Source organism: Salinibacterium sp. TMP30 (genome assembly GCF_038397785.1).
Lineage (GTDB): Bacteria > Actinomycetota > Actinomycetes > Actinomycetales > Microbacteriaceae > Rhodoglobus.
Map to the genome: position 1 here is coordinate 48905 of NZ_CP151642.1, position 25735 is coordinate 74639.

Sequence of the window (25735 nt, forward strand, 5' to 3'; positions counted from 1 at the left end):
CAAGAAACGGAGTTCGCCATGAAGGGCAAGATCCTCCTAGTAGTAGGAATCGGCATCGGCTACGTGCTGGGCACTCGCGCTGGTCGCGAAAAGTACGAAAAGATCAAAGCGACGGCGAAGAAAATGTGGAACGATCCCCGCATTTCAGAACAGCGCCACAACGCTGAAGACTTTGTGAAAGACAAGGCGCCGGAGGTTGCAGAATTTCTCGCAGATGGCGCCAAGAAGGTCGTAAAGCAGGTCTCCCACAGCAAGAGCACCAGCAAGAGTCCGTCGACTAAGTCGACAACAACGACCGCTGCTGCAAAGAAGCCTGCCGCCAAGAAGTCTTCGTCAACAGCATCCTCGACGAAGTCCACTAACTCAAAGTAGGGCTGCCATGCACGGTGAATCACCGAAAACAGACCCCCAGCGCGAACCAAAGCGCTCACTAGCGGCACTCATCGCCGACGTGCCTCGCCTACTTGGTGAGCTGGTTCGCGGCGAGATCGAGTCGCTCAAGACCGAAATCGTCGGCAAGCTTAAGAACGCAGGAATCGGGATCGGGCTGTTTGTCGGAGCCGCCTTCGTTGCGCTCTTCGCTCTCATGGTGCTGATTGCCGCAGCGATTCTCGGACTCGCCGAAGTGCTGCCCGCTTGGGCCGCTGCGCTCATCGTCGCGGGAGTGCTGCTGATCATCACGGCTGTGTTGGTGATGATCGGGGTGAACCTCGTCAAAAAGGGCACACCGCCGGCACCGACCGAAACCATTACAAGTATCAAGAACGACGTTCGTGCCATCAAAGGCACACGCAAGCGGAGGTCATGATGTCTGAAAACAACGAGAAGATCGAGCAGGCTCGCGCCGAACTCGAACACACCCTCAACGCGATCGAAGACAAGTTCAATGTTGGCAAGCGCGTCAACGAAGTCACTGCCCGCGCACGCAGCTCCTACGAGAGCAACCCCCTGCCCTGGATTATTGGGGCAGCTGCTGCAGCGGTGTCTGTGGTCGCGGTGGTTGCGTGGGCGATCTTAAGCGATGACGACTAGCTCGATTAGCGTCTAACTCCCTTAGAGGGGGAGTATAGGAACATGGTTAGCAAAGCACTCAATGGTTTGCGCGTGCTCGTCCCACGCGGGGGCCATTGGGGCGACAACGTCGCTGCACTGCTGAGGGATTATTCGGCAGTGCCCGTGATCGCACCCCTCATCAATTTCGCGCCCTCCGCAAACATCCCGGCGCTCGCTAACGCATTTCATGAATTGAACGATGGCCAGTTCGATTGGCTTGCTGTGACGAGCGCAACGACGGTTGACGTTCTCATCGTGAGCGGCGTCACCATCCCTGAGCACACCAAGATCGCTGCCGTCGGAGAAACCACCGCCGCCGCCCTCACTCTTGCCGGCCACCGAGTCGACTTCGTGCCCGAGTTCGACAACTCAGGTCGAGGTCTCGTCAAGGAGTGGCCCGACCGCACACCGGGTCTACGGGTGCTCACACCGCAATCCAATCTTGCCGATACCACCCTGCCTGAGGGACTTGGTGCGCTCGGCATCGAGGTTGTTAGTGTCTCGGCTTACAGCACGGTCGGGGTGCCCGTGGCCGACAAGGTGCGTGAGGATGTCGCATCCGGTCGCATCTCTGCCGTGCTCGTGAGCTCGGGATCGGTCGCCCGACAAGTGGCTGAACAGCTGGCCCCCCTGCCCGACACCACAATTGTGGCGTGCATTGGCCCGCGCACCGCTTTCGACGCACGCGCGGCTGGGCTCACCGTGCACGTGATTGCCGAAGACCGGTCGAGCGCATCGCTCGTCGAAACTCTTGCGGAGTATTTGGGCCGCTAGCGCAGCTAAGCGCGGGTAGTCGGCGCCGTGCCCCGTTTGATTTGCGGCTGCTGTTTCGCTAGCGCACCGTCAGGGCAAGCGCGAGGAAGATGACGCCCAGCAGCGGTGGCACTCCCTGGATCGCTGCCGCGCGCGCCATTTTCGGCTGCGAGGTGATGAGAACCAGAGCGGCGAGCAGCATGCTCAATGCGGCAAACATGACGAGTGCCACTCCTGCTGGCCACAGGTTGAGGGAGCCCATCATCACGAGCCCGGTTGCGGCGCCAACTGCGAGGAACGCGTTGTAGAAGCCCTGGTTGTAGGCCCACGGTTTAATGAGTGCGGCCTCTTCGGCGGTGCGCACACCGAACGTTTTCTGCACGCGAGTTTTGTGCCACAGAACGCTTTCCAAGACAAAGATCATGATGTGGATGAGGGCCGCAAGAAGAACAAAAGCGGAACCGAAGACTGCCAAGACACTGTTCATAGTCGAAAGTGTGGCACAGCGTGCTCGTATGTGGTCGAGCACAGGTGTGGTCGAGCACAGGTGTGGTCGTGCTCGTGTGGTCGTACCCGGGTGTTACCCGGTCGCGAGTGCGAGTTCCGCGGTTAGGCGTGCACGTCAACCACGGTGCGCCCTCGGGTGCGACCGGCGATGATGTCGTCGCCCGCCGCGATGGTTTCGCTGAGCCCGATCACGGATGTTGCGTCCTCAAGGATGCCGAGGTCAAGATCTCGTTCGAGTCGGCTCCACGCCTCGAGGCGCCGCTCGCGCGGAGTGAAGACCGAGTTGATGCCGACGAGACTCACGCCGCGCAGAATGAAGGGCATCACGCTGGTGTGCAGGTCGCTCGACTGGGCGTTGCCGCACGCGGTCACGGTGCCGCCATACTGGGTGGCGGCGATGGCGGAAGCGAGGGTGGTGCCACCGACAGCGTCAATGGCGCCATTCCAGCGCTGCTTCATCAGTGCCCGTGGTTCGGCGCTGAGTTCGGCGCGATCGATGATCGTGGTTGCACCCAACTGGCGCAGGTAGTCGTGTTCGCTTTCGCGACCGGTGGATGCCGTCACCCTGAATCCCCGTCGACTGAGCAGGGCGATCGCGATCGACCCAACACCGCCAGCGGCACCCGTGACAAGAACATCTCCGGTGACGCCACCGCGCTCTAGGGCGAGCACAGAAAGCATCGCCGTGAAACCGGCCGTACCAATCGCGGCGGCCTGCTTGTTGCTGATTTCTTCTGGAACGGGGATCACCCAGTCGCCAGGAACGCGGGCCCGCTCCGCGAAACCACCATGGTGGGTTTCACTCAGTCCGCAGCCGTTGACGAGAACGCGTTGGCCAACGGAGTAGCGGTCATCCGTGGTTTCGGAAACTACCCCGACGAGGTCGATGCCCGCGATGAGGCGAGGCTCGCGCACGATGCCTGGCCTGCCGGTGAGTGCGATGCCGTCTTTGTAGTTAAGGCTTGAGAACTCGATGTCGATGGTGACATTGCCCTCCATGAGCACGCTGTCATCCAGTTGCTCAGAAAGCTCGACGCGGGCCGGAGCTTTTCTGTCGGACTCGTGAGCTATTACTTCGATTCCTCGCCACATGAGTCCAGCCTAGGTGGGCAGGCTGAATGCCGCTCGCGTTCGGGCCGGGCCGCCAGCTGGCAGCGCAGCTTCGGCCCTACAGCTAGTGTGGGCAAAAACGGGCGTTAGCCGAAGAGGATGGCGGCTTCGTCGTAGCGGGCTTGCGGCACCGTGTTGAGCTTGCCGAGAGCATCCTCGAAAGCAACATGCGTGATTTCGGTGCCCCGCAGCGACACCATGCGGCCCCAACGACCATGCTCCACCGCGTCGACAGCAGCCATTCCGTACCGAGTAGCGAGCACGCGGTCGTAAGAGGTGGGTGTTCCACCCCGTTGGATGTGGCCGAGCGTGGTTGAGCGAGTTTCGAGGCCGGTTCGCGCCTCAATTTCGGGGGCGAGGAGGTCGCCGATTCCGCCGAGGCGGGGGCGACCGAAGGCGTCGAGTCCGCGCTCAGAATGTGCGTCATCCATGGTGTCTAGGGTGAATCCCTCGGCAACAACAACCAGCGGTGCGCGGCCGCGGTTGCGCACCGAGGTCACCCATTCCACGATTTGGTTCATGCTGGTCTTCTGCTCAGGAATGAGGATGGCGTGAGCTCCGGCGGCCATGCCCGAGTGGAGCGCGATCCACCCCACGTGACGACCCATGACTTCGGCGACCATGCAGCGGCCGTGCGAGTCGCCGGTAGTGCGTAGGCGGTCCATGGCGTCGGTGGCGATCTGCGTGGCGGTGTCGAAGCCGAACGTGTAGTCGGTGGCGGAAAGGTCGTTGTCGACGGTCTTGGGGACTCCGACAATTTTGATTCCGGCATCCGTCAACCGCTTGGCTGCGGCAAGGGTGCCTTCGCCTCCGATGGCAATGAGAGAGTCAACGCCGAGTCGTTCCATGTTTTCGCGCACGGTATCTGCCCCGTTGGTGCCTTCGAAGGGGTTGGTGCGGGAGGTGCCAAGAATGGTTCCGCCCTCTTTGGAGATGCCCTGAATATCTTTGCGTTCAAGCGACATTGCGTCGCCTTCAACGACCCCACGCCAGCCATCACGAAAACCGACGAACTCTTTGCCGTAAACCTGGGTGCCTTTGAGCACTACGCCGCGAATTACCGCGTTCAGCCCGGGGCAGTCGCCACCGCTGGTCAGGATCCCAATCTTCATGAAACCATCATGGCGTATCCGGGCCGCGATGCGAGCCACGGGTGACGTGACGCGGTCTACCTGACTGTCGCGGCGAGTGGTGGGGCGACAGTTTCTGCGTCGGTCTCCAAAACGGGGATCGGATGTGCGGCGCACGCCACGGTTGCGGCGTGCGCATCGCACACGACGAATTGTTCGCGGCAGGCGGGGTTGTGGCAGTTCTCGATGCGCTTCGTTGCCGCACCGCACTGGTAGCAGTGGCCAATGGTTTCGGCGTCGGCAGTGAAGTCGATGGCCATGCGTTTGTCGAAAACGTAGAGCGAACCGTTCCACAGCCCGGAGTCGCCATACTTTTCGCCGTAGCGCACGATGCCGCCGTCGAGTTGATAGATCTCGCCGAAGCCGCGGCTGCGCATTAATGAGGAGAGTACTTCGCAGCGGATGCCGCCGGTGCAATAGGTGACCACGGGAGTGTTCTTGAGGTGGTCGTACTTGCCACTGTCGAGTTCGGCGACGAAGTCGCGGGTGGTGTCAACATCCGGAACTATGGCATCGGTGAACTTGCCGATGGCCGCCTCGATGGGGTTGCGGCCATCAAAGAAGGTGACGTCGGTGCGGGCAACGAGTTCGTGGAGTTCTTCGGGGCTGAGCTTGGTTCCACCGCCGATGACACCGTTTTCGTCAACCTGCAGTTCGCCTGGTGCGCCGAAGCTGACGATCTCGTCGCGCACCTTCACGCTGAGGCGCGGAAAGTCGTTGCCTTCGCCTTCGCTCCACTTGAAGTCGATGTTCTTGAAGGCGGGATACTCCCGCGTTTTGCGGATGTAGCGCTTCACGTCTTTGAGTTCGCCGCCGACGGTGCCATTCATGCCATCCTTCGAGAGGATGATGCGACCGCCGAGCCCTAGCGACTCGCAGAGGTCGCGCTGCCACAACCGCACAGCCTCCGGGTCGGCCAACGGCGTGAACACGTAGAAAAGCAGAATCTTGGGAACAGCCACGGGGCAAGTTTACGGGGGTTGGATGGGTGCGGGCTCGCTAGCTTTCATGGCTGTAGTTGTCGGGGGGAGCGGGTCGGTGGGATCGCCGTGCGGGGTATCCCGCGATGCGGATCGCGTCGTGTGGAGAAAGTTTGTGAGAGCGCTCTCTTGACAGGAGCGGAGAGAGTCGCCTAACGTGGCTCTCACACTCGTGAGAGCGCTCTCACAGAAATTCAGCAGAGCGATACGAGGATCACCACATCCCATCTAGGCACCACCCGCACGTACACACAAAGGAGTGACCGTGAAGCGTTTCCCGCGCACTAAAATGGCTGCAGTCGTCGCCGGCGCAGCATCCATCGCCCTCATCACCACCGGCTGTTCGGCCGGAACCGACTCCGGAACCTCGGCAGGCGGTGACGTCACACTGACCGTCGCCACGTTCAACGAATTCGGCTATGACGACCTCTTCGCAAAGTACGAAGAAGCCAACCCGAACGTGACCATCAAGCACAAGAAGGCCGCAACGTCGAACGAAGCGCGCGACAACCTTACGACGCGCCTTGCAGCAGGTAGCGGACTCAGCGACATCGAGGCCATCGAGGTCGACTGGCTGCCGGAACTCTTGCAGTACTCCGACCAGTTCATCGACCTCGCCTCGACCGACGTTGACGGTCGCTGGCTTGATTGGAAAGAAAAGGCAGCAACGGATGCCGACGGCCGTCTCATCGGCTATGGCACCGACATCGGCCCTGAGGCCGTCTGCTATCGCGCCGACCTTTTCGAGGCAGCCGGCCTACCCTCCGATCGGGCTGCGGTAGCCGACATGCTCGGGACCAGCTGGGATAGCTACTATGCGGCTGGCGAGAAGTTCGTTTCTGCTGGCACCAACGTGCCGTGGTTCGACTCAGCCGGAGCCACGTGGCAGGGCGTCGTCAACCAGATCCCGAACGCCTACGAAAAAGAAGATGGCAGCATCATCGCCACCGAGAACCCCGAGGTCCGCAAAGCCTACGACAGTGTTCTCGATGCGAGTAGTACCCTCTCGGCGCACCTCTCGCAGTGGAGCGATGACTGGACCGCAAGCTTCCAGAATGACGGCTTCGCGACCATGCTTTGCCCAGGTTGGATGCTCGGCGTAATCTCCGGAAACGCTGACGGCGTTGCTGGATGGGACATCGCAGACACGTTCCCCGGTGGCGGAGGCAACTGGGGCGGCTCGTACCTGACCGTTCCCAACCAGTCGAAGAACCAAGAAGAAGCCCAAAAGCTTGCAGCGTGGCTCACCGCCCCTGAGCAGCAGCTCAGTGCGTTCGCTTCGAAGGGAACCTTCCCGAGCCAGATCGACGCTCTTGCGAGTGACGAACTTCTCGGTGCCACGAACGAGTTCTTCAACAATGCGCCGACCGGTGAAATTCTCGCCAACCGGGCCGCAGCCGTTGACGTAACACCGTTCAAGGGCGCGAAGTACTTCGCGATCAACGACGCCATGCAGCAGGCGATCACTCGGGTTGAAGACGGCCTGATGTCGGCTGACGAGTCCTGGGCACAGTTCGAGACTGACGTGAACTCGCTCGGCTAACTAGCGATACTTCGGTGGTCGGGCCTCGGGCAAGTCTCGACAGGTTCGACCACCGATGCTCGGCCACCGCGCCGCTGGCATTCCCGCTGCCGGCACTCGACCTCAGCACCATTCACCGCGCCCCACCACCGCGAAACCTAAGGACCACCGATGACCGCAGCGATCGACGTGGATGTCCGGAGCATCCGCCGCATTGCCCGCAATCACCGACTCAGCCGGTGGGATGTGCGCTTCTCCCCGTACCTCTACATTTCGCCCTTCTTCATTCTGTTTGCGCTTGTCGGGCTTTTCCCCCTGCTGTACACAGCCTGGGTCTCGGTGCACGACTGGAATCTGATTGGTGGTCAAGGCGATTTTGTCGGCATCGACAATTACGTCACCGTGCTCAGCCAGCCGTATTTCTGGACCTCGCTGCGCAACACCTTCAGCATCTTCCTGTTCTCCAGCGTTCCGCAGGTTCTCCTCGCCATGGGCATCGCCGCCTTCCTCGACTACAACCTGCGCGCGAAGACCCTCTGGCGGATGGGTGTGCTCCTTCCCTACGTCGTCGCCCCTGTCGCAGTCGCCCTCATCTTTAGCAACCTCTTCGGAGACCGCTTCGGGCTGATCAACGAAATCCTTGGCGGCATCGGAATCGACGCGATCCGGTGGCATGTTGACGTGATCTCGAGCCATCTTGCGATCGCCACCATGGTCAACTTCCGGTGGACCGGTTACACCACGCTCATCTTCCTCGCCGCGATGCAGGCCGTTCCTCGCGACTATTACGAGGCCGCGATTATCGATGGAGCTAATCGCTTCCGCACTTTCTGGTCGATCACCGTTCCGCTGCTGCGCCCCGTGATCATCTTCGTCATCATCACTTCGACGATTGGCGGTCTGCAGATTTTCGACGAACCGCGGATGTTTGACCAAGCGGGTCAGGGCGGAGCTAACCGACAGTGGCAGACGCTCACTCTCTACATCTATGAGCTCGGGTGGGGCCAGCGCAACTTTGGCCGTGCTTCGGCCGTAGCCTGGCTGCTCTTTCTCGTGATTATTGTGATCGCCATTCTGAACTTCGTGATCACCCGCAGAATTGCCGGCTCCACCGAACGACGTATCCGGACGAAGGGCAAGCGATGAAAAAGAAGCAACAGGCTGGCGGCCACGACCGGCGCCCGGGATTCTGGGTCTACGGAATCCTGATTGCTGTGCTCTTCGGCTCCGCGTTCCCCATCTGGTGGTCGTTCTTGATCGGCAGTCAAGATGCTGCCGCCATCAATAAGAACGGCATCAACTGGATTCCGGGCGGCAACTTCCTCGCCAACGCCGCCAAGGTGATCGACACCGTCCCGTTCTGGACAGCGCTCATGAACAGCATCATTGTCTCTTCCAGCGTCGCGCTCAGTGTCGTGGTGTTCTCGACCCTCGCAGGCTATGCCTTCGCGAAGCTGAAGTTTCGCGGAAGAGAGGGGCTACTAATCTTCGTCATCGCGACGATGGCCGTGCCGACGCAACTGGGCATCGTTCCCCTGTTCATCGTCATGTCCCGCCTGGGTTGGACGGGAAGCCTGTGGGCTGTCATCGCTCCCGCGATGGTTACGGCATTCGGCGTGTTCTGGATGACCCAGTACTTGCGCGATGCGCTGCCCGACGAGCTCATTGAGGCGGTGCGAATGGATGGGGCATCCATGATCGGTAGCTTCTGGTACGTCGGCCTCCCCGCCGCACGCCCGGCCGCTGCAATGCTGGCGCTGTTCACCTTCATTGCCACGTGGACGAACTTCTTTTGGCCGTTCATCGTTCTCGACCCCGGCAACCCGACGTTGCCTGTCGCGCTGCAGCAGCTGCAGGCCGCCTACTACGTCGACTACTCGCTTGTACTTTCCGGCGTCGTGCTCTCGATCATCCCGCTGGTCCTCGTCTTCATCTTCCTCGGCAAGCAACTGGTTGCCGGAATCATGCAGGGCGCGGTCAAGGGATGACCGTGCACGAGTACTCGACAGTGACGAAGAATGAGAACATGACTATTTTGGATCCCCGCGCTTTTCCGCCAGGATTCCTCTTTGGTGCTGCTACGGCCGCCTACCAAATTGAGGGCGCGACTCACGAGGATGGTCGAACAGATTCCATCTGGGATGCCTTTAGTCGCGTTCCGGGAGCGGTCATTAATGGTGAAAGTGGAGAGATCGCGTGCGATCACTACCACCGCTATCGCGACGATGTGGCTCTGATGAAGGACTTGGGGCTGCAGACCTATCGCTTCTCAACGTCGTGGTCGCGAGTGCAACCTGACGGAGGCCCGGTCAACCCGAAGGGGCTCGACTTCTATTCGCGTCTCGTCGATGAGCTGCTCGCTGCGGGTATCAAACCGTGGCTGACCCTGCACCACTGGGACCTCCCGCAGGCGCTCGAAGAAAAGGGCGGCTGGGCTAATCGCGACACGGCATTCCTCTTCCGAGACTATGCGCTCAACATGCACGATGCCCTCGGCGACCGCGTCGACGTGTGGACGACACTCAACGAGCCGTGGTGCTCCTCCTTCCTCAGCTACACCGCCGGCGTTCATGCCCCCGGCCGCCAAAGCAAGCAGGCAGGGCTCGCCGCTGGCCATCACCTCCTGCTGGGTCACGGACTTGCGGTCGAAGCGTTGCGTGAACGCGACCCGAAACTTGAGCTCGGCATCACACTCAACCTGACTGTCGCCAAGCCCGTCAACCCCGCTAGCCCCGGTGATGTGGATGCCGCCCGACGCATCGATGGACAGTTCAACAGGTTCTTCCTTGACCCCATTTTCCGGGGAGCGTATCCCGACGACCTTCTGCAGGATGTTGCGGGCCTTGGTCTCAGCGAAGTGATCCACGATGGTGACCTCGCCCAGATCGCGCAACCGATCGACGCTTTAGGCGTGAATTACTACCACGGCGAGTTGGTCAGCGATCGGCCGGCGGAGCATCCGCTTCTGGGGGAAGCCCCCACCGACCGGGCAACGAGCTCTCCGTTCCCCGCGGCCGATGGTGTCTACAACCACCCGCAGGGACTCCCGCTCACCGCGATGAACTGGGAAGTTCAGCCCGACGGACTGCGCGAGCTCTTGGCTCGAGTCGACAGCGAATACGCTCGGCCGGCAGGAACAAAACTTTACGTCACCGAAAATGGCGCCGCCTACGACGACACCGTTGACGCAGATGGAAGCGTGCGGGATGTCAAACGAACCGAGTTCTTGCGGTCACACTTGGGCGCCATCCTCGACGCCATCGCTCAGGGGGTTGACGTGCACGGCTACTTCTACTGGTCGCTGCTCGACAACTTCGAGTGGGCGTGGGGATACGAAAAGCGCTTCGGTATTGTGCGGGTCGACTACGAAACACAAGAGCGCACAATCAAGGACAGCGGGTTGGCCTACGCGAAGATCATTCGCGACCGGGCTCTCTCCTAGCGGGCGAGTCTGCACTATCACTAGGGAGAGGGCGCCTCGTGTGCACAAATAGACTGGAGTCATGACAACCCCAGTGCGCCAGGCGCGCCCCGCGCAGCCCACCTTGGAGATGGTGGCTGCGGAGGCAGGGGTGTCGCGGGCGACCGTGAGTCGGGTGGTGAACGGGTCGACGAAGGTGAACCCAGAGATCGTCGTCGCAGTGAACGCGGCGATAGAGCTTCTGCACTACATGCCCAATCGGGCCGCTCGCTCGCTCGCGAACCGCCGAACTCAGGCACTTGCCCTCGTTGTCCCCGAGGATATGACCCGATTCTTTGGAGACCCGTACTTTGCGGCGATTGTTCAAGGGATCACTCGCCGCCTTGATGAGAGCGACTACACGCTTAATTTGCTCGTCGCATCAAGCGACCCTCAACACAAAACAATGCGTTATCTGCGCTCGGGCAGTGCTGACGGAGCCCTAATTATCTCGCACCACACCGGTGACGACTTCGTGGCCGAACTCGAAACAACAATGCCGGTTGTCTTCGGTGGGCGCCCTGAGGATGATGACAACACGGATGCCTATTTCGTCGACGTCGACAACGCTGAGGGCGCCGAGACGGGCACCCAACATCTTGTCGACATCGGTCGTCGTCGTATCGGCTCGATCACCGGACCGGTCGATATGTCTGCCGGGATTGACCGGTTCAATGGTTTCCTCCGCACTCTCACGCGTGCGGGTATCGCCACGGATGCAATCGAGCACGCCGACTTTTCGGTCGCCGGTGCCGCAGCGGCCACCCGCAAACTGCTCGAACGTTGCCCTGACATCGACGCCCTCTTTGTTGCGAGCGATCTCATGGCAACAGGGGTGCTTGACGTGCTGCGCGAACAGGGGAGGGTCGTACCGAGGGATGTTGCCATCGTGGGGTTTGATGACAGCCCGGCTGCGGCATCCGCTGCTGTGCCTCTCACGACGGTGAGTCAGCCGTCTGAGGAGATGGGCTTCGCGATGGCGGACACTCTGCTGCGACTGCTGAGTGGAGACACGACCGTTCCGCACCGCACCATCATGCCGACGTACCTTGTGGTGCGCGACTCGGCGTAGTTTCGCTGATTCGTGTTGGCCGACGCGTGAAGCGTTATCGGTGGCGGCGCGTAGCCTAGCTTTATGACTTTCGCGCGCTCCGCCGTCGAGCCTGTGCGCACGAGTTACGCGCCAGGTCGTCCGGTTGGCGTGCGCGCAACCCTGCAACCGCTCAAGCGTGGTGCTGGTGATCCGACGATGCAGACGGATACCGCGGGCACGTGGCGAACTATGCTCACGCCTGCTGGCCCGGCCACGCTTCTCCTCGTGCAACACCGATCGCACGTGGAGTGCACTGCGTGGGGTGCCGGAGCGGAGTGGGCGATTGACAGCGTTCCCGAGCTGCTGGGCGAGGGTGACGACTGGAGCGACTTCGATATCTCGGCGCTTCCGTTTGCTGCCGAGGCGCAGCGGCAGAACCCCGGGCTGCGACTCACTCGCACAACGCTCGTGTTTGAAGCGCTCGTGATGGCCATCCTCGAGCAGAAGGTCACGGGTGTCGAAGCGAAGCGGGGGTGGCGCATCCTCGTCACCAAGTTCGGTTCACCAGCGCCCGGGCCCGCCCCGGCCGGAATGCGCGTGGTGCCAACGCCGCAGGAGTGGGCGCGGATTCCATCGTGGGAGTGGCACCGCGCGGGAGTCGGGCCGCAGCGTTCGGCGACCGTCATGCGCGCTACGAAAGTAGCGGCATCCCTTGAGCGCACAGCCGTTTGGGGCCGCGGTGGGCCGCGCGTCGAGGCCGCGCTGCGATCCGTCGTGGGTGTTGGAGTGTGGACGGCCGCCGAAACCGCGCAGCGCTCGCACGCCGATCCCGACAGCCCGAGCGTCGGCGACTACCACCTCGCCGCGGTCGTCGGCTGGGCCCTGATCGGCGAACCCGTCGACGATGAGCGGATGCTCGAACTGCTCGAGCCCTGGCGCGGCCACCGTCAGCGGGTTGTGCGACTGATCACGGCATCCGGGTTTCGCAAGCCAGCGTTTGGCGCGCGCATGACGATTCAGGATCACCGCTCGCACTAGCATTTCACGGGAGACAGGCTGCGCTACTGCGAGTTCAGTGCGGCTGTTCCATCGCTCGCTTCACCCGCGCCAGTGCCTCTGCGGCCAATATCACCAGATCATCCCGACCAGCGGTGAGCGACAACGACTCTTCGCCGAGTACGTCGTATGTCAGGTCGACAATCTGTTCAGTGCGTGTAATGCCCAACGAGAGGATCAGCGCTGTGATGTCTGCATAGTCCTTGCGCGCATACCGTGCCATCTTCATTGCGAGAAGGGCGCGCTGCGAAGCAAGCCGAACTTTATGCCCACGGAGTTCGACCTCAACGAAAAGTCTCGGGTCTGTTGTGTCGAACGTGATGAAAGGGCGGGCATTCTCGTTGACCCAGTCGGGATCCAGGCCGTGCTCTTCAGCCATCTGTCTTCCGATGAGTTTGACGCGTTCGAACGGGAAGAAGAGGCCATCGACGTCGGGCGTGAGCTGAGTTCGGCCCAAGTGGATCGCCATCGCGGCGCCGCCGATGACGTAGGCGTCGACCTCGACACCCTCGGCGGCGGCGCGTTCGAGGAGCTCGCCGAGTAGTTCTTTGATCTCGCTCGCGTTGAGCTGACGGTAGCCGCCGTTCATGCGATCGCCCAGTCTTCAGACCGCGAAAGAATGTTCTTGTTCAGGAACACCGGCGGTGTTCGCGCTCGCAGCCAGTCCCGAAACTCTGGACTGGGGTCGTCGCCGGGTGAGGTTTCGTGGGGCAATGACGGTGCATCGAGCATCCACTGAGGTGGGGTTTGGCCCGCACGCTCGAGTCCGTACGCAAACGCGGTCGCGACGAAGATGTCCCAGAGCGGGATCCCGATCGGCTTCGACGGTTGCGCTATGGCCCACTGGGGAAGGTTCTCACCGGCCTCGCCGGCGCGAATTAGGCGCCCTACGCCTTCAGTAAGGTCTCGAATGGCTGACTCCGCGTCGCCTTTGCGCAGACTTCGCGCCATCGCCCGGGATACCGTTTCCGGCGAGAGCAATTGAGCTGTGGCTGTTGGTTGCGGGTTGATCGCCCAGCCCGTGGCAGCGAGCAGGCTTTGCATCGTCGCCCAGGTCGGGTCGATTTCTTCATGCTCGATGCGACTGATTGTCGACTGCGCGATGCCGGCGCGGCGCGCGAGTGCGGCCTGGCTGATGCCCGCGCGAGTGCGAGCGGTACGGATCGTTTCGGCTGCGAGCGTCATCGGTTTTCCCCTCTCGAGTCACGAGTACTGAGGTTCAGTGTACTTCAGAGGCTATGCATTTACGCATAACCGGCGCGACTTCGATTGGTGCTTAGCTGCGACTAGCTAGCGAAGCGTCGGCAAGCGCCGCGCGAAATGCCCCGTTCGGGCGAGCGTTCGGCAGGGCCGCGCGCACCTCCGCCAGCGCCGTGTCGATCGGCACCCCGAGGTGCCGCGCGGCATAGAGCGCAGCGACCGTCGGGGTGCGGCTGTGCGCCTGCACGCAGTGGAGCAGCACCGTGTGGCCTTCGGCGCGCAGGGCGGCCACGGCATCCGCTGCATCGGCGAGCACGAAGAGCAGGTTCGGGTTCTCGGAGGGCGTCGACTTGTCGATCAGGCGCACCTCGACGCGGTGGCGGATGCGGGCCGGCACCTGCTTAGAGCCGATGCGGCAAAGTGACACCACGGCATCCACTTCGGGCGGAAGGGTGTCGAGCGCGCCAACCGCGCCGAGCCAGACGCCGGCGTCGTGCGGATGCCGCACGAGCGTCGACACGTCACCTAACTCGGTGTAGTCGATGCGTTCGGGCACCGGCTCACCGCGCACGATCTCGGTGGAGAGGCGCACCAAGTCGAGGCTCGTGAGGTTCGGCCAGCCGTGCACGATGCGCTGCCAGGCAGCGGGGATCGCGGAGAGTCCCCAGCGGGCACCCACGAGACCACCCGCGATGGCGGCAACGGTGTCGGCGTCGCGGCCACCCCGCACGGCGCGCTTGAGGGTGTCGACGAGGTTCTCGCCATTGACGATCGCCGACCACGCGGCCTGCAGCGCTTCGACAACCCAGCCGTTCTTGGTGAAATCGCGGGGCTGTCGGGTCTCGGCGTCCGCGATGAATGCGGCCCAGCGGGCGGCGCGGTCGGGGGCGAGGGTCGAAAGCCCGACCCGAACATCCGCCTCGCCGGTGAGGATTGCGTGACGGATGGCGAGGCTCCAGAGCACGCAGGCGTCGCCGGCATCCTCATCAAAGTGGGTGAGGTCACTGATCGCGCGGGCCGCCTCGGCGAGCCCGGTGGCATCGCCGAGGTAGGCGAGTGCGACGGGGACGGTGCGCATGAGCGAGCCGTTTCCGCCACTGCGACCGCGAGCATCATGCACCCGGCGGGCGGATGCTCGGGCGGCGCTCGCGGTAGGTTCGATGCCGCGCAGCACTCCGCTGGTCTGCACCCCGACATCCGGAGCGGTCTTGGCCCAGTTGACCCAGGCCGCGACGATCTCGTCGAGCACAGCCTCGTCGCGCAGGTCACGACCGGAGGCGGCCGCGCGCAGGATGGGCACGGCCATGGAGGTGTCGTCGGTCCATTCGCCGGGCGCCCAGCCGAAGCCACCGCCACCCTTCATCGCAACCTCGCCCTCGAAGGGAGGCCCGAATTCGTAGCCGGCGCCGAGAGCATCACCGCAGGCCATCGCCAGCATCACGCCGGTGGCGCGATCAGTTTGTGCACTAGAAAGTTTCATGGGTTCTCCGTGGGGTCGGATGCTGCATCGTCAAAGGGTGAATTGTTCGCTGGGGGTTCAGCGGGCACGCATCACGCGGGTATCGCCTGCAGCAGCTGTCGGGCGTGAAAATACTTGTTCGACAACCGCACCTGAAGGTCGTAGTCGAGCTTGCGAAAACGCCACTCGGCGAGGTTGTCATCAATGTCTGCGAGCTTCACCGCGAGAGCGACCGGATGCTGGCGGATGCCTTCGTAATAGTCGGCGTCGGCGACATCCTCTCGCCTAGTCAGCAGCACGACCGCCTCCACTATCTCGGGCAGTATCCCGGCCTTCAGCAGGTCGGTGGCGGTGATGTCGGTGTCTTCGATCACATCGTGAAGCCACGCGGCGCAGTGCTCGACCGGCTGGTTCAGCCAATCGAAGCTCTCGGCCACGCGGGCAGGGTGATCGATGTAGTCGTAGCCGAGCTTGTCGGTCTGCCCGCGGTGGGCGATCGACGCGATGCCGACGGCAATGCCGTGCTGCACCATGGCATCCACTTCGGTCATGAGCATGTCGTCGGTGTCGGTGTCGGTCGCGTGGTCATCCTCGAGGCCGGTTGCGTCGGTCGCGTCGGTTGTGTCGCTCATAATCTCGCCTTCCGGGCTGCGCTTCTTTTGATACATCTCGTCATCGGGATCCCGCCCAAAGTAGGCGTCGAGAAAGCTCCCGCCGCCCGGTTCGGTCTCCACCGCGTCGGGGCTGAGCTGCCGAATTTCGTCGCGACTGCTCTCGGCAAAGTGGGTGTCATCATCGTCACGGTAGTACTCGAACCCGGAGAGGTAGATCTCGTTCCAGTCATCCGTTTGCCACATGAAGTAGCGGCGCTCGCCGTCGAGGGTGATGCCGGTGAAGGTGCCGACGTGCAGAAAGCCGGTGTCGGTGAAGCGGGTGTAGAAACGTTGCCGTTCGGGGATGGGGCGTTCTCGGGCGGGGGTTGGCTCGCTCATGCGTTCTCCAATAGGGGGTGCGCGTCGTCAAACGCGATGAGGTGGATGATGCTGGCTGTTGGTGCGCTGGTGTTGGTGTGCATGCTGGTGTGCACGTTCGTGTTCACGATTCCGGATGCCCGCAGTCGGCCCTGCTGTGACCGTACTGCGCGGGCGAGTCCCGCGTCTCCGCCGTCTTCGAGGGTCACGCTCTGCAGGTGACGGGTGAAGACGCGGGCGTCGTGGGCGGTGGTGCGTCGCTGCGGGGCGAGCTGGGCGTCAAGGGCAGCGGCGGCGAGGATGCCCTGCCACCGACTGCGCAGCCCGGCGGTGTTGCCGAAGAGTTCTGCTCCCATCACGCGACCGCCGATGCCGATGATGACGCCGCGCTGGCCGTCGAGTGGGCGGGCTTGAAGCGGCGCGGAACGGTCGAGATGATCGAGCATCGACGAACTGGCAGTAGCGCCGAGGGTGTTCTCGATGCGGCTGATGCGCTGCCACACTTCTGACTGCTGGCTACCGTCGCGTTCACCGCCGCCCGCGTTGCCGCGCCGCACGCTGAGCGCACTGCGGCGGCCGCTGGCCTCGTGAACTGCTGAGGTCTCGACCGAGCGTGCACCCCAACGCCCGGCTTCGACGCAGAGCACTTCGGCGACGCGTGCCTCGAAGGGTTCGAGCAGAAGGCTGCGGGCGAGCATCCGATCCTGCCAACCGCCTTTCAGGAGGTCGCCTTCGAGAGCGACGACGGGGCGGGCGGTGCTGTTGTGCAGTACGAGTTCGCTGACGACGGGGGAGCCTTCGCGTTCGGCGGTGCGGATGCTGCTGGCCTTCCAGTCGAGGCCGGTGACGCGGGGCGAGTCGACCCAGAGGGGGAAGATGCTGAGGGCGCCGTGGTGGCTGCCGTGGCCGACGTGGAGCTGGGGGAGTGGCCTGTTCTGGTGGCGGTGAATCACTCTGTTCATGATGCCTCCGATAGTTAGCGCACTGTTGCGCAAATTCAGAGTATGACACCCCACTGACATTTAGCGCGAATCTGCGATAATCATCTGCATGGAGATCTACCGCGACTCACACGACCGGGCTCTGACCGACTACCCGCGCCCCTCCGTCGCCGTCGACACCGCCGTGCTGACCGTGCCGCCGGGCGCTGCGCTCAGCGTGCTGCTCGTGCGAACCGGCAACGACTGGCGCCTCCCTGGAACCTTCCTCCACGAGGGGGAGAGGCTCGCGGATGCCGTGCTGCGCTCGCTGCAGACCAAGGCGGGGGTATCAGGCCTGTCGCCTCGCCAACTCCACGTCTTCGATGACCCCGCTCGCGACAATCGCGGCTGGGTGCTCTCGGTCGCGCACCTCGATGTGGTGCCCTGGTCTCGCCTCACGATCGACAAGTCTCTCGCTAAGGTCGTGCCCGTCACGGATGCTGGCTCACTCCCGTATGGCCACAATGACATCCTCGACCAAGCGGTGGCAAGCATCCGCTCAAGCTACGCGTCAACGCCGGATCCGGCCGGCCTGCTGGAACGCCCATTCACCCTGCGCCAACTGCAGCAGCTGCACGAGACGGTAGCTGGTGAGCCGCAGATGCGCGACACGTTTCGGCGCGCGATGGAGCCGCGGCTCCGGGCCACTGGCGAGGTTGCGGCGGGAACGGTGGGAAAGCCGGCGCGACTGTTTGTGTGCAATTGACTCGATCCTCGTCGGTGCCGTTGCTTGCCGCTAATACTTGGCGGGACGGAATTACTACGTCAAAGTTTGAGCCCAGCCTCCGACTGATTGGGAGGGCAATCTTGGGCTCAACGACATTCGACTCTGCAGGGGGTTGCCATCCAAGGTTGGCTAGCGCCAAAACAGAAAATTCTTCGTGGCTTGGTTTGGTCAATCGTTCGATCGGAGCAGCAAGAGATGCAAAATCCAGATAGTTTGAGTGAAACCAGCAACCGAATGAGGAGTACAAACACAGTGAGCTCAACAGGGTCGATGTTTACGGCAAGTTCGGTAAAGCTGACGAAGCTGCTTGATGACTGCCACACTGGCCAGCTTCAGCTTCCGGACTTTCAACGGAGCTGGGTCTGGGATGAAGAGCGTATAAAGAGCCTCATCGCTTCAGTTTCTCGCGGATTCCCCATAGGCGCTGTCATGACGCTGGGTACCGGTGGCACCGTGGAGTTCCAGCCACGAATGATCGAAGGGTCTGAGATAGCTGATGGCGCGGTGTCCCCCGACGCATTGCTCCTCGATGGGCAACAGAGGCTGACCTCGCTTTATCAAGTCTTGGTTCGCGGCGATGTAATCCACACGGTTACCCCTCGTAAACAGAAAGTCGCTCGCTGGTTCTATATCGATATCAATCGGGCGCTCGACTCGACGATAGATCGAGAGGAGGCTGTCATTTCGGTTCCCGAAGAGAAGCGAATCACTTCAGACTTTGGCCGGAAAGTTGAACTTGACCTTTCGAGCAGAGAACTCGAAATCGAAAGCATGATGTTCCCGGTGTCGATGATTCTCAACTGGCACGACTGGCAGAAGTCATATATTGATCGCTATAGCTCGGAGCCAGACTTTCCGGAACGTTTTAGGCGCATTAGCGATTTCCACGAATCGATTATTCAGAATGTCGCTGGCTATCTTGTTCCCGTTATTGAGTTGGATAAGTCCACCAGCAAGGAGGCAGTGTGCGTGGTCTTCGAAAAGGTGAATACCGGAGGAAAGTCTCTGGATGCGTTCGAACTCATTACCGCGATGTATGCCGCCGACGGGTACGAGCTTCGCAAGGATTGGTATGACTCGCCAGGAAAAACAGGGAGGCAACGGCGCCTAAAGGATCAGGTGCGCATGCCCTCCGCGGACCAAGGAGTTCTGAGCGGCGTGGGCAATACGGACTTTCTGCAGGTAATTTCGCTATTCCACACACGTGATTTGCGCGAGCAAGCAGCAGCGGTTGGTAAGACGGGAAAAGAGCTTCCGCAAGTCTCAATAAACCGCCAGGCGCTTCTCAATCTGCCGCTGGACGCGTACAAGAAGTACCAAGACAAGGCAGAAGATGGGTTCAATCTGGCCGCAAAATTCCTGGTCCGGCTTGGAGTGTTTAAAGTTAGGGACCTTCCCTATCAGAGCCAAGTGGTTCCGATCGCCGCGATTCTCGCCGAACTGGGAGAGCGTGCAGAAGAAGCTGGTGTGGCACACAAACTGACCGAGTGGTATTGGAATGGCGTGTTTGGCGAGCTCTAGGGCTCGTCGACGGAGACCCGCGTCGCTAAGGACTTCGTGGAAGTTCTGAAGTGGATTGATGGTGGCGATGCTCCTGCCACTGTGCACAACGCGACCGTACGCGCTGATCGACTTAGAACGATGCGAATGCGTCAATCGGCGGCATATAAGGGCGTCAATGCTCTCCTGATGAACGAAGGAGCAAAAGACTTCCGCACGGGTCAGGCCTTCACACACACGGTCTTCTTTGACGAGAATGTCGACATCCACCACATCTTTCCCAAGGCTTGGTGTAAGAGTCAAGGCATCGACAGCAAGGTGTACGACTCCATAATCAACAAGACGCCGTTGACTTCGAGAACTAACCGAATCATTGGCGGTTCAGCCCCTAGTGCGTATCTGAAAGCGCTCGAGGGCGGGGATGCGAAGAGTGCACCTACTCACCGGGAAGAAATCGACACGCGATTGCGCACGCACCTCATCGACCCCAACTTGCTCCACTCTGACGGCTTCGACGAGTTCATGAAATCCAGACAGGCCGCATTGGTGCGGCTTATTGAACTCGCAACGGGAAAGTCGGTTATCCCGGAATCTTCGAGCATCGAGTTCGAAGAGTACGCCGACGAGGACGACGAGGATGTAGCAGCCTGACAGCGGACTACGGGTGAGGTCGCGGCCGGGACGGTGGGGAAGCCGGCGCGCCTAATCGTTCCGACATGGGCCGCTATGTCGGACTCTAGGCCCTAGCTAAACGCGTCGCCTCTCGACACCTGGTCCGCGGCTAGTTCAACGGCGGTGCGAAAGTCTTTGACCTGAGAGTCGCCAATCGTCTGCTCTGAGATCTCCTCCCGCAGCGCCTCTATGTCGGGGATGAGTTTTTTCACAGCGTTGTCGGCGGCGCCCTCCACGACGCGAGTTACCTCAGTCTCTATTTCCTGCCGCCTAGCGCGTTGGCGGACTTTCTCGTGTTCTGTCTGAACTACATCCTCGACAAGTCCAGCAAGCTCGACGAGGAACGGGAGCGCTGCCGCGCCAAGTCCGGCGAACTGTCCCAAGTCGAGAGTCGACTCCAATGCATCTGTGGCTTGGGACGGCTTCTTGGCGGCTCGATGCGCTTTGCGGACGGCGTCGGCAGCTTTGAGTCCGTCGACCGCCTTCAGGCCAAGCTTGTCGAACCGAGGAGTGAAGGCTCGTGCTGCGGCCGGGTCTTGCGCAGACGGGAGTGTCGTCGTCGAATAGAGCGACTCAAGTGTTTCCCACGCTCGCCCTTCCCTATGGGTGTCGAATGTTTGGATGGCGTCTCGCCTGATCCGCGCAAGTTCTGCGTGTTGCTGGTGCCACCATTCCTCGAGCACGGGGTCAACTGTGTGTTGGATGAATTCAGCATCGATCTGAGGGCTAAGGAGGACCCGCCGAATGGCGTCTTCGATAGTGCCTTCTATCGAGACTTGAGCAGAGTCGGTGAGGGAACCCAGTTGCTTGAGAAACAAGTCACGCTTACCAAGTGCCGCATGTGCGGTGCTGTGGGCTGTTGTCAGACCGGCGAGTGTGGATCGAACAGCCTCAATGCGTTCACTTACGGCGTTCAGCCAGAAGCGGTGCTCCGCTCCCTTCCGTGATTCTCGAAGGTCTACGCCCGCGAGGTCCGAGAGGGAAGCTCGGAGCTCGTCCATCCCGTCCCACGGACGCGAAATGTCCCAGATGCTTGGCTCTGGATCAGGCTCAAAGGCACCGACCTGTCCGTAGTCGGGGACAACCACATGAACGGGCATGCCCTCGACTAGCGCTAGCGAGCTGCGCAACTCGACGCGCTTTCGCTCCGACCACGCGCTGAAGCCCACAGGGTCGAGTGCCGGATCGATGCCGCCCTCATCCGCCCGAGAAATCAGAAACCATAGGCAGGAGTTTGGCCATCCGCTAGAAAGGCTCTTGAGGAGCTCATCTCGTTCGCCCGTCGCCAACTGCGGATTCAAGGTCACCATCAGCACATCAGTTAGCCCGAGGCTTGTACGCGCGATCGCTGAATTTTTGACGGATCGGATGTCCTGGCCGTCAGGAGACAGCCCCGGTGTGTCTCTGATCACGCAGCCAGCAACTGTGACCTGATGGTCAGCGAACGTCTCGTGCCGCGCACTGATCGAAAGCCACTCGGGAATTGGTTGGCCCGAATCTACGAGGAGGCGTCTCAGTATCGAGCTTTTACCGGTGTCGAAGGCCCCGAACAACGTGGCGACTGGCTTCTCTTCTTCGGCGAACTCATCCCATATTGAATCGAGTTGCTCGACTGATTCTTCTCCAGAGACCTCGCCGATCCACGCGCGCAGTTCGTTCAGAGGGGTTGGTGTCATGTTGTCACTCTCTCGTTCCGTCTGTTTCTGTCAACTTTTCGACAGCAATCTGAAAATCAACCACTTCGTCAAAACCAAGCGAGATATCGAGCGCTGACTGCTCTTGAACCTGCGTCTCACCCTCTAATTGCGTGAGCTGCTCGACTAATTCGTTCTCGCTATTCGTCAGATATTCCATCGGGCCATCGGTCTGAGTCAGTATCCCTGACACGACGGTTTCTACCGTTGCACGAATATGTTCCGCTGCTGCCTTCCTGGCCTTTTCGCGCTTCGTTTGTTGCATCTGGTCGTGTGCAAACTCCGCGATGTCAAAAGCAACCGCAACGACGCCCAATACGGCAGCCGCCTTTCCGACTTTCGCACCCAGCTTCACCGCGCCCCATGGCTTGAACTTGCCCCCAACTGCCTTGACGATCGCGTAGACGGCGTCACGATTGCCGAGGGCCTTGCCGATGCCGTGGGCTCCCTTGGCGAATCCAGCAGCGACGCCGATTCCCGCGCCTACCGCGCCGCTCACGTTGTTGCCCAGTTTGGGAAGCTCTTCATGGTTGACGGCGAATTCGAAGCGGCGGAGTTCTCGATCTAGTTCCGAGGAGTGGCGTTTCCACCAGTCAGACATTTCTTGGTCGACCGCTCCGTGCAGAGACTGCATGGCACTGTCGAGTCGAGGGTCCTCCCACCAGGTTTTCAGCCGCTTCGACATCGCAGCGACCTCGGCTGTTCCAGAGCCGAGCGCCTCACTCAGGATCTCGTTTGCGTGGTCGTCGACTACTCGTCGAATACGCCGCTCGATGGACTGCATCATCAGCCTAAGCTCGGCGAGCGACGACTCCATCAGCTGCTTGAGTCGGCCCAGAGCTAGTACTGCTTGTTCGGCGTCAGCACGATCTGACGCGAGTCGGTTGTGCGCAGTCAGAAGCGCGGAGCGTCCACGATCTAGGGCCGCCGCGGCCGAGAGGCCAAGGAGCACGCTATCTTCTAGCGCTTGGAGCGGTTCACTGAGCGCGCTTACCCCATCCCAAACTCGGGTTGTCGAGGAGTAGTCCGCACTAGTGACTCGGTCTCGGTTACCGACTAGCCCATAAGGGTCAGCGGCGATCGGCAAGATGCGCCCCGACTCGGCTGCGATGCCCCGTGAGTTGAGGATGCTGAGGAGCTCCTCAACTTTAAGCTGTCGCCGTCGTAAGAAGTCCCGCGTCGCACTCTGGGGATCAGCCCCGATCTCGTCGATTCGGCCGATGACGTAAACCGTACGCTCCGCCTTCCCCGCTCCTAGCTGGTCGCCGAAGAGAAGCCGATCCACGCGCGACGTGTCTCCGATGAGGAGATTGACGTGAAGAACCACGATCACCAGCGCAGCGTCTTGCGCAGCGTCTACCGCAGCGATGTCATTTTGCTCATCCCCGCTCTGGAAGCCGGGGGCATCAACGAGCGTTAACGGGCCGAACGGATACTTACGGGCCTCACTCGTCGCCCTTCCTGCGGCGACCTTCAGCTCTGTCGGAATCTCCAGACCAGCGTCGGTAAGAAGCCTCTTGATCAAGCTGGATTTGCCTGAACTGTAGTCACCAAGAACTACAACATTCGGCGGGGCGTCAAGTAGCGCTAAGGCAGTTGTAAGTTCTGCGCGTTCGTGAGGGTCCAAAGCATTGAGCTTCGTAGCTTGATTCAGAGATCGCCTTACGAGATCTGCATCCGCACTACCGTGCGACTGCCGGAGATAGGCAGCAAACGCTGAGCGGTCCTTTTCTGCAGCGATCGCGTGCCTTTGGCGGTCGGCGTCCGAGAACAGGTCTGGTCTCTCATCGTCTTCTGCGTTCAGAATCCAGTCTTCACCGAGCAGCAAGGCTTCAAGTGTCGGAGGTTCGTTGCCGTTGGCCTGTGCCAAGACATGATTCGCAGCGTGTCGAATAACGTCGGCAGACGACGGCGATGGTGGTTGATTGGTGGCCTGATCATGCAACCACCCAGTCTCAGAGTTCAGGAGCGCGGACCCAACGCGAGTGCGTAGAGCATCCCGCAGCAAATCGTCCAGCAATGGCGAGGCTGTCTTCCAAGACATCGCCATGATTCTCGCCAGGTTAAGGCTCTCGCACTCGTCGTAGTAGAGATTCACTGAGGTGCGTGCTTCGGCAACCGCAAGCGCGCGCGCTCCGACCCGCAGCTCCTCCGCTCCCTTCTTAGTCCGCCGTCCGAAAAAACTGAAGATTGCCCCGACCGCCCCGGTTCCGATAACGATGACGGTGGCTACCCAGCCAACGGGGTTCCAGAAATTCGTAAGAGCCAAGATCGCGAGCGTCGCACTCGCACCACCACCAAGTAGTCCCAGAACTCGCAGTATGTTCGCCCCCCAACGCTTTCCACGGCCGGCGCTCCCGTGGATGCTGGGCCTCGAGCGTTCAATGACATCGAGCTCGTTCCGAGCATCGGCACTGGCGAAGCCAAGATTTGCTGTCAAGAAGTCACCGGCCAGCTTTACGACGGATGCTAGGGACGTGTCGAGCGCTTTGGGGCTGTATACGCGTTCCTTGAACTCACTCTCGTCGACGACCCTCTGGTCGTCGAAGGCATCGAGGATTAGGTTCTCCGCAGCGCGGAGTGACTTGGTTCTATGGGGATATAGGTTGGATTTGAGCAGGTGTCGAACATGCCCTTCAAGTCGGCCCGAGACGGCGGCGGTGAAGGGTTCACCTCGCGAAGCTTCAAGCTGCCTGAGGAGGTCCACGTAGTCCGCTGGTGGTTCGGGGTACCCCAAGATGTCCAGCCAAGTAGCGACAACTTGCTCTATGACCGCCCCGCGCTGCCGCTGCTCGCTCGCAACGAGGTTCACCTCGTCCGCCAACTCACGCAGGCTGGACTGAAAACCAGACCGCAGTGCAGTAAGTCTCAGATCCCCGGCCCCTTCGAGGATGCATGCCGTAATCAACGCTTCTAGTATCGGGAGATTCGACGCGCGCTCTAGGTATTCCAGCCCGTAGGTGGATCGCTCCTTTTCGAGCTCAATCGCTGCCGGGCCCTCGAAGGGCACCGATGCGCGAGCAAATAGGCCCCGCTTGGAGTTAATGGCCACGATCGGAACGTCTGGAAGACCGATCGCTTCTAGTTCAGTCGAGATTGTGTCAGCGTGTTGCCGCACGGTCTGGCTGAGACCCTTGCGATGAGAGGGAGCAGGCACTCGCGCAGGGTGGCGCCACATCGCATTCCGCATGTTGAACACAGCGATCGCGGGCTTACCGTAGGCCCGGACCCACTCGGCAACTTTGCCGAACTCTGAAGCCTGGGGGCCTTGGCTGTCAAAGCAGAGCAGCACGATGTCGGCGACCTGAACGGCCTCCTGAGCTGCCTTCTCGAGATCTGGTCGCGGTCGCGTCCCGCCCCATCCGTTGATCCCAGGAGTGTCGTACAGACGGCAACCCTGCCAGTCGCGTGCAAGCACGTCCGTCGTGAAGTCACTACGCCCGTCTGAAACCAGCTCACCGTTCATGCCGCCCAACGCTGAAAGTAACGTGCTCTTGCCAGCACCAGTACGCCCGAAGAACACGATGTTGAAGGTCGAAGAGACGCGAGCACTTTCGCGCAGTTGGTCGTTCAGATCGTCAACGACGCCGCGAAGGAGCTCAAAAAACGCGTCGTCACCCTTCGACTTGTGGAGTTCACCGGATGAAGCGATCTCCCACGCGTTGCGAAGCCGAGTTTCGGCCTCGGCAACGATGCTGGCTAAGCGGGCTAATTCCTCCGTGCCGGCGCGGGCGGCATCCGCGACGGCATCCGAAAGGCTCGCTGTGGCTACGTCAAGAACGTCATCAGAGGAGGTTCGATGCATCGCGTTCTCACACCTTTGGTTTCGGGCACTCGACGACGTCAGGCCGCGTCGTGTGCGTCCCCTTATCGTCGCAGTAGACGGCTTCGCCGCCATGCGTATGGAACCGCCCATTTTGCGCGGATA

Annotated in this window: 24 protein-coding genes; 13 read left to right on the forward strand and 11 right to left on the reverse strand. The window is 61.2% G+C overall.

Annotated features, from left to right (window positions below; all coding sequences use genetic code 11):
* Positions 1 to 18: 18 nt before the first annotated feature.
* Genes AADH44_RS00255 through AADH44_RS00270 form a run of 4 tightly spaced genes read left to right on the forward strand, consistent with a single transcriptional unit; the run spans position 19 to position 1827 of the window.
* Positions 19 to 372 carry a YtxH domain-containing protein gene (locus tag AADH44_RS00255; protein ID WP_341953362.1) on the forward strand — a complete coding sequence of 118 codons (354 nt, stop codon included), beginning with the start codon at positions 19 to 21 and terminating at the stop codon, positions 370 to 372.
* 7 nt (positions 373 to 379) lie between these two features.
* Positions 380 to 808 carry a phage holin family protein gene (locus tag AADH44_RS00260; RefSeq protein WP_341953363.1) on the forward strand — a complete coding sequence of 143 codons (429 nt, stop codon included), beginning with the start codon at positions 380 to 382 and terminating at the stop codon, positions 806 to 808.
* On the forward strand, positions 808 to 1032 hold the full coding sequence (locus AADH44_RS00265) for a DUF3618 domain-containing protein (RefSeq protein ID WP_341953364.1): 225 nt from the start codon (positions 808 to 810) through the stop codon (positions 1030 to 1032). Before AADH44_RS00260 ends, AADH44_RS00265 begins: the two co-directional genes overlap by 1 nt.
* 42 nt (positions 1033 to 1074) lie before the next feature.
* Positions 1075 to 1827 (forward strand): uroporphyrinogen-III synthase, encoded by a 753-nt coding sequence (locus AADH44_RS00270; RefSeq protein ID WP_341953365.1) that lies wholly within the window; start codon positions 1075 to 1077, stop codon positions 1825 to 1827.
* 58 nt (positions 1828 to 1885) lie between these two features.
* Here AADH44_RS00270 and AADH44_RS00275 read toward each other — a convergent pair whose 3' ends face one another.
* From AADH44_RS00275 to AADH44_RS00290, 4 genes are all read right to left on the reverse strand, one after another.
* The gene (locus AADH44_RS00275; protein WP_341953366.1) at positions 1886 to 2293 is read right to left on the reverse strand and encodes a DUF1304 domain-containing protein; all 408 of its coding nucleotides are present in this window, start codon (positions 2291 to 2293) and stop codon (positions 1886 to 1888) included.
* 122 nt (positions 2294 to 2415) lie between these two features.
* The gene (locus AADH44_RS00280) at positions 2416 to 3405 is read right to left on the reverse strand and encodes an MDR family oxidoreductase (protein WP_341953367.1); all 990 of its coding nucleotides are present in this window, start codon (positions 3403 to 3405) and stop codon (positions 2416 to 2418) included.
* A gap of 104 nt (positions 3406 to 3509) precedes the next feature.
* Positions 3510 to 4535, reverse strand: a complete 1026-nt coding sequence (locus AADH44_RS00285) for a 6-phosphofructokinase (protein ID WP_341953368.1) — start codon at positions 4533 to 4535, stop codon at positions 3510 to 3512.
* A gap of 56 nt (positions 4536 to 4591) precedes the next feature.
* Complete coding sequence (locus tag AADH44_RS00290) at positions 4592 to 5515, reverse strand: rhodanese-related sulfurtransferase (RefSeq protein WP_341953369.1); 924 nt, start codon at positions 5513 to 5515, stop codon at positions 4592 to 4594.
* Between the two features lie 307 nt (positions 5516 to 5822).
* Here AADH44_RS00290 and AADH44_RS00295 point away from each other — a divergent pair, with 307 nt between their 5' ends.
* The 6 genes from AADH44_RS00295 (at position 5823) to AADH44_RS00320 (ending at position 12586) form a co-directional block, all read left to right on the forward strand.
* On the forward strand, positions 5823 to 7076 hold the full coding sequence (locus AADH44_RS00295; protein WP_341955020.1) for an ABC transporter substrate-binding protein: 1254 nt from the start codon (positions 5823 to 5825) through the stop codon (positions 7074 to 7076).
* A 150-nt stretch (positions 7077 to 7226) separates the two neighbouring features.
* Positions 7227 to 8201 carry a sugar ABC transporter permease gene (locus tag AADH44_RS00300; protein WP_341953370.1) on the forward strand — a complete coding sequence of 325 codons (975 nt, stop codon included), beginning with the start codon at positions 7227 to 7229 and terminating at the stop codon, positions 8199 to 8201.
* Positions 8198 to 9043, forward strand: a complete 846-nt coding sequence (locus tag AADH44_RS00305; protein WP_341953371.1) for a carbohydrate ABC transporter permease — start codon at positions 8198 to 8200, stop codon at positions 9041 to 9043. Before AADH44_RS00300 ends, AADH44_RS00305 begins: the two co-directional genes overlap by 4 nt.
* Before the next feature lie 38 nt (positions 9044 to 9081).
* A complete protein-coding gene (locus tag AADH44_RS00310; RefSeq protein WP_341953372.1) occupies positions 9082 to 10497 on the forward strand; it encodes a GH1 family beta-glucosidase in 1416 nt (471 codons plus the stop codon).
* Between the two features lie 61 nt (positions 10498 to 10558).
* Entirely contained in the window at positions 10559 to 11587 is a 1029-nt protein-coding gene (locus AADH44_RS00315; protein WP_341953373.1) for a LacI family DNA-binding transcriptional regulator, read from the forward strand.
* A gap of 63 nt (positions 11588 to 11650) precedes the next feature.
* Positions 11651 to 12586 carry a DNA-3-methyladenine glycosylase 2 family protein gene (locus AADH44_RS00320; protein WP_341953374.1) on the forward strand — a complete coding sequence of 312 codons (936 nt, stop codon included), beginning with the start codon at positions 11651 to 11653 and terminating at the stop codon, positions 12584 to 12586.
* Between the two features lie 34 nt (positions 12587 to 12620).
* On the opposite strand, the gene AADH44_RS00325 is transcribed toward AADH44_RS00320, so the two are convergent.
* From AADH44_RS00325 to AADH44_RS00345, 5 genes are all read right to left on the reverse strand, one after another.
* Positions 12621 to 13193: a hypothetical protein gene (locus AADH44_RS00325; RefSeq protein WP_341953375.1), complete on the reverse strand. Its 573-nt coding sequence runs from the start codon at positions 13191 to 13193 to the stop codon at positions 12621 to 12623.
* Positions 13190 to 13789 (reverse strand): helix-turn-helix transcriptional regulator, encoded by a 600-nt coding sequence (locus tag AADH44_RS00330; RefSeq protein WP_341953376.1) that lies wholly within the window; start codon positions 13787 to 13789, stop codon positions 13190 to 13192. Before AADH44_RS00330 ends, AADH44_RS00325 begins: the two co-directional genes overlap by 4 nt.
* Before the next feature lie 91 nt (positions 13790 to 13880).
* Complete coding sequence (locus AADH44_RS00335; protein ID WP_341953377.1) at positions 13881 to 15284, reverse strand: ADP-ribosylglycohydrolase family protein; 1404 nt, start codon at positions 15282 to 15284, stop codon at positions 13881 to 13883.
* Between the two features lie 71 nt (positions 15285 to 15355).
* Positions 15356 to 16255 (reverse strand): hypothetical protein, encoded by a 900-nt coding sequence (locus AADH44_RS00340; protein ID WP_341953378.1) that lies wholly within the window; start codon positions 16253 to 16255, stop codon positions 15356 to 15358.
* Positions 16252 to 17196 carry a DUF6569 family protein gene (locus AADH44_RS00345; protein WP_341953379.1) on the reverse strand — a complete coding sequence of 315 codons (945 nt, stop codon included), beginning with the start codon at positions 17194 to 17196 and terminating at the stop codon, positions 16252 to 16254. The genes AADH44_RS00340 and AADH44_RS00345 overlap by 4 nt, the downstream gene beginning before the upstream one ends.
* Before the next feature lie 88 nt (positions 17197 to 17284).
* Here AADH44_RS00345 and AADH44_RS00350 point away from each other — a divergent pair, with 88 nt between their 5' ends.
* The 3 genes from AADH44_RS00350 to AADH44_RS00360 all read left to right on the forward strand — a co-directional run bounded on the left by AADH44_RS00350 (position 17285) and on the right by AADH44_RS00360 (position 20092).
* Complete coding sequence (locus tag AADH44_RS00350; RefSeq protein ID WP_341953380.1) at positions 17285 to 17920, forward strand: NUDIX domain-containing protein; 636 nt, start codon at positions 17285 to 17287, stop codon at positions 17918 to 17920.
* Between the two features lie 273 nt (positions 17921 to 18193).
* Positions 18194 to 19462, forward strand: coding sequence for a DUF262 domain-containing protein (locus AADH44_RS00355; RefSeq protein WP_341953381.1), 1269 nt, complete (start codon positions 18194 to 18196; stop codon positions 19460 to 19462).
* A 168-nt stretch (positions 19463 to 19630) separates the two neighbouring features.
* Entirely contained in the window at positions 19631 to 20092 is a 462-nt protein-coding gene (locus AADH44_RS00360) for a hypothetical protein (protein ID WP_341953382.1), read from the forward strand.
* Between the two features lie 92 nt (positions 20093 to 20184).
* Here the strand turns inward: AADH44_RS00360 and AADH44_RS00365 are convergent, their stop codons facing one another.
* The gene (locus AADH44_RS00365; RefSeq protein WP_341953383.1) at positions 20185 to 21789 is read right to left on the reverse strand and encodes a hypothetical protein; all 1605 of its coding nucleotides are present in this window, start codon (positions 21787 to 21789) and stop codon (positions 20185 to 20187) included.
* A 4-nt stretch (positions 21790 to 21793) separates the two neighbouring features.
* Positions 21794 to 25612, reverse strand: a complete 3819-nt coding sequence (locus AADH44_RS00370) for a GTPase (protein ID WP_341953384.1) — start codon at positions 25610 to 25612, stop codon at positions 21794 to 21796.
* Between the last annotated feature and the right edge of the window lie 123 nt (positions 25613 to 25735).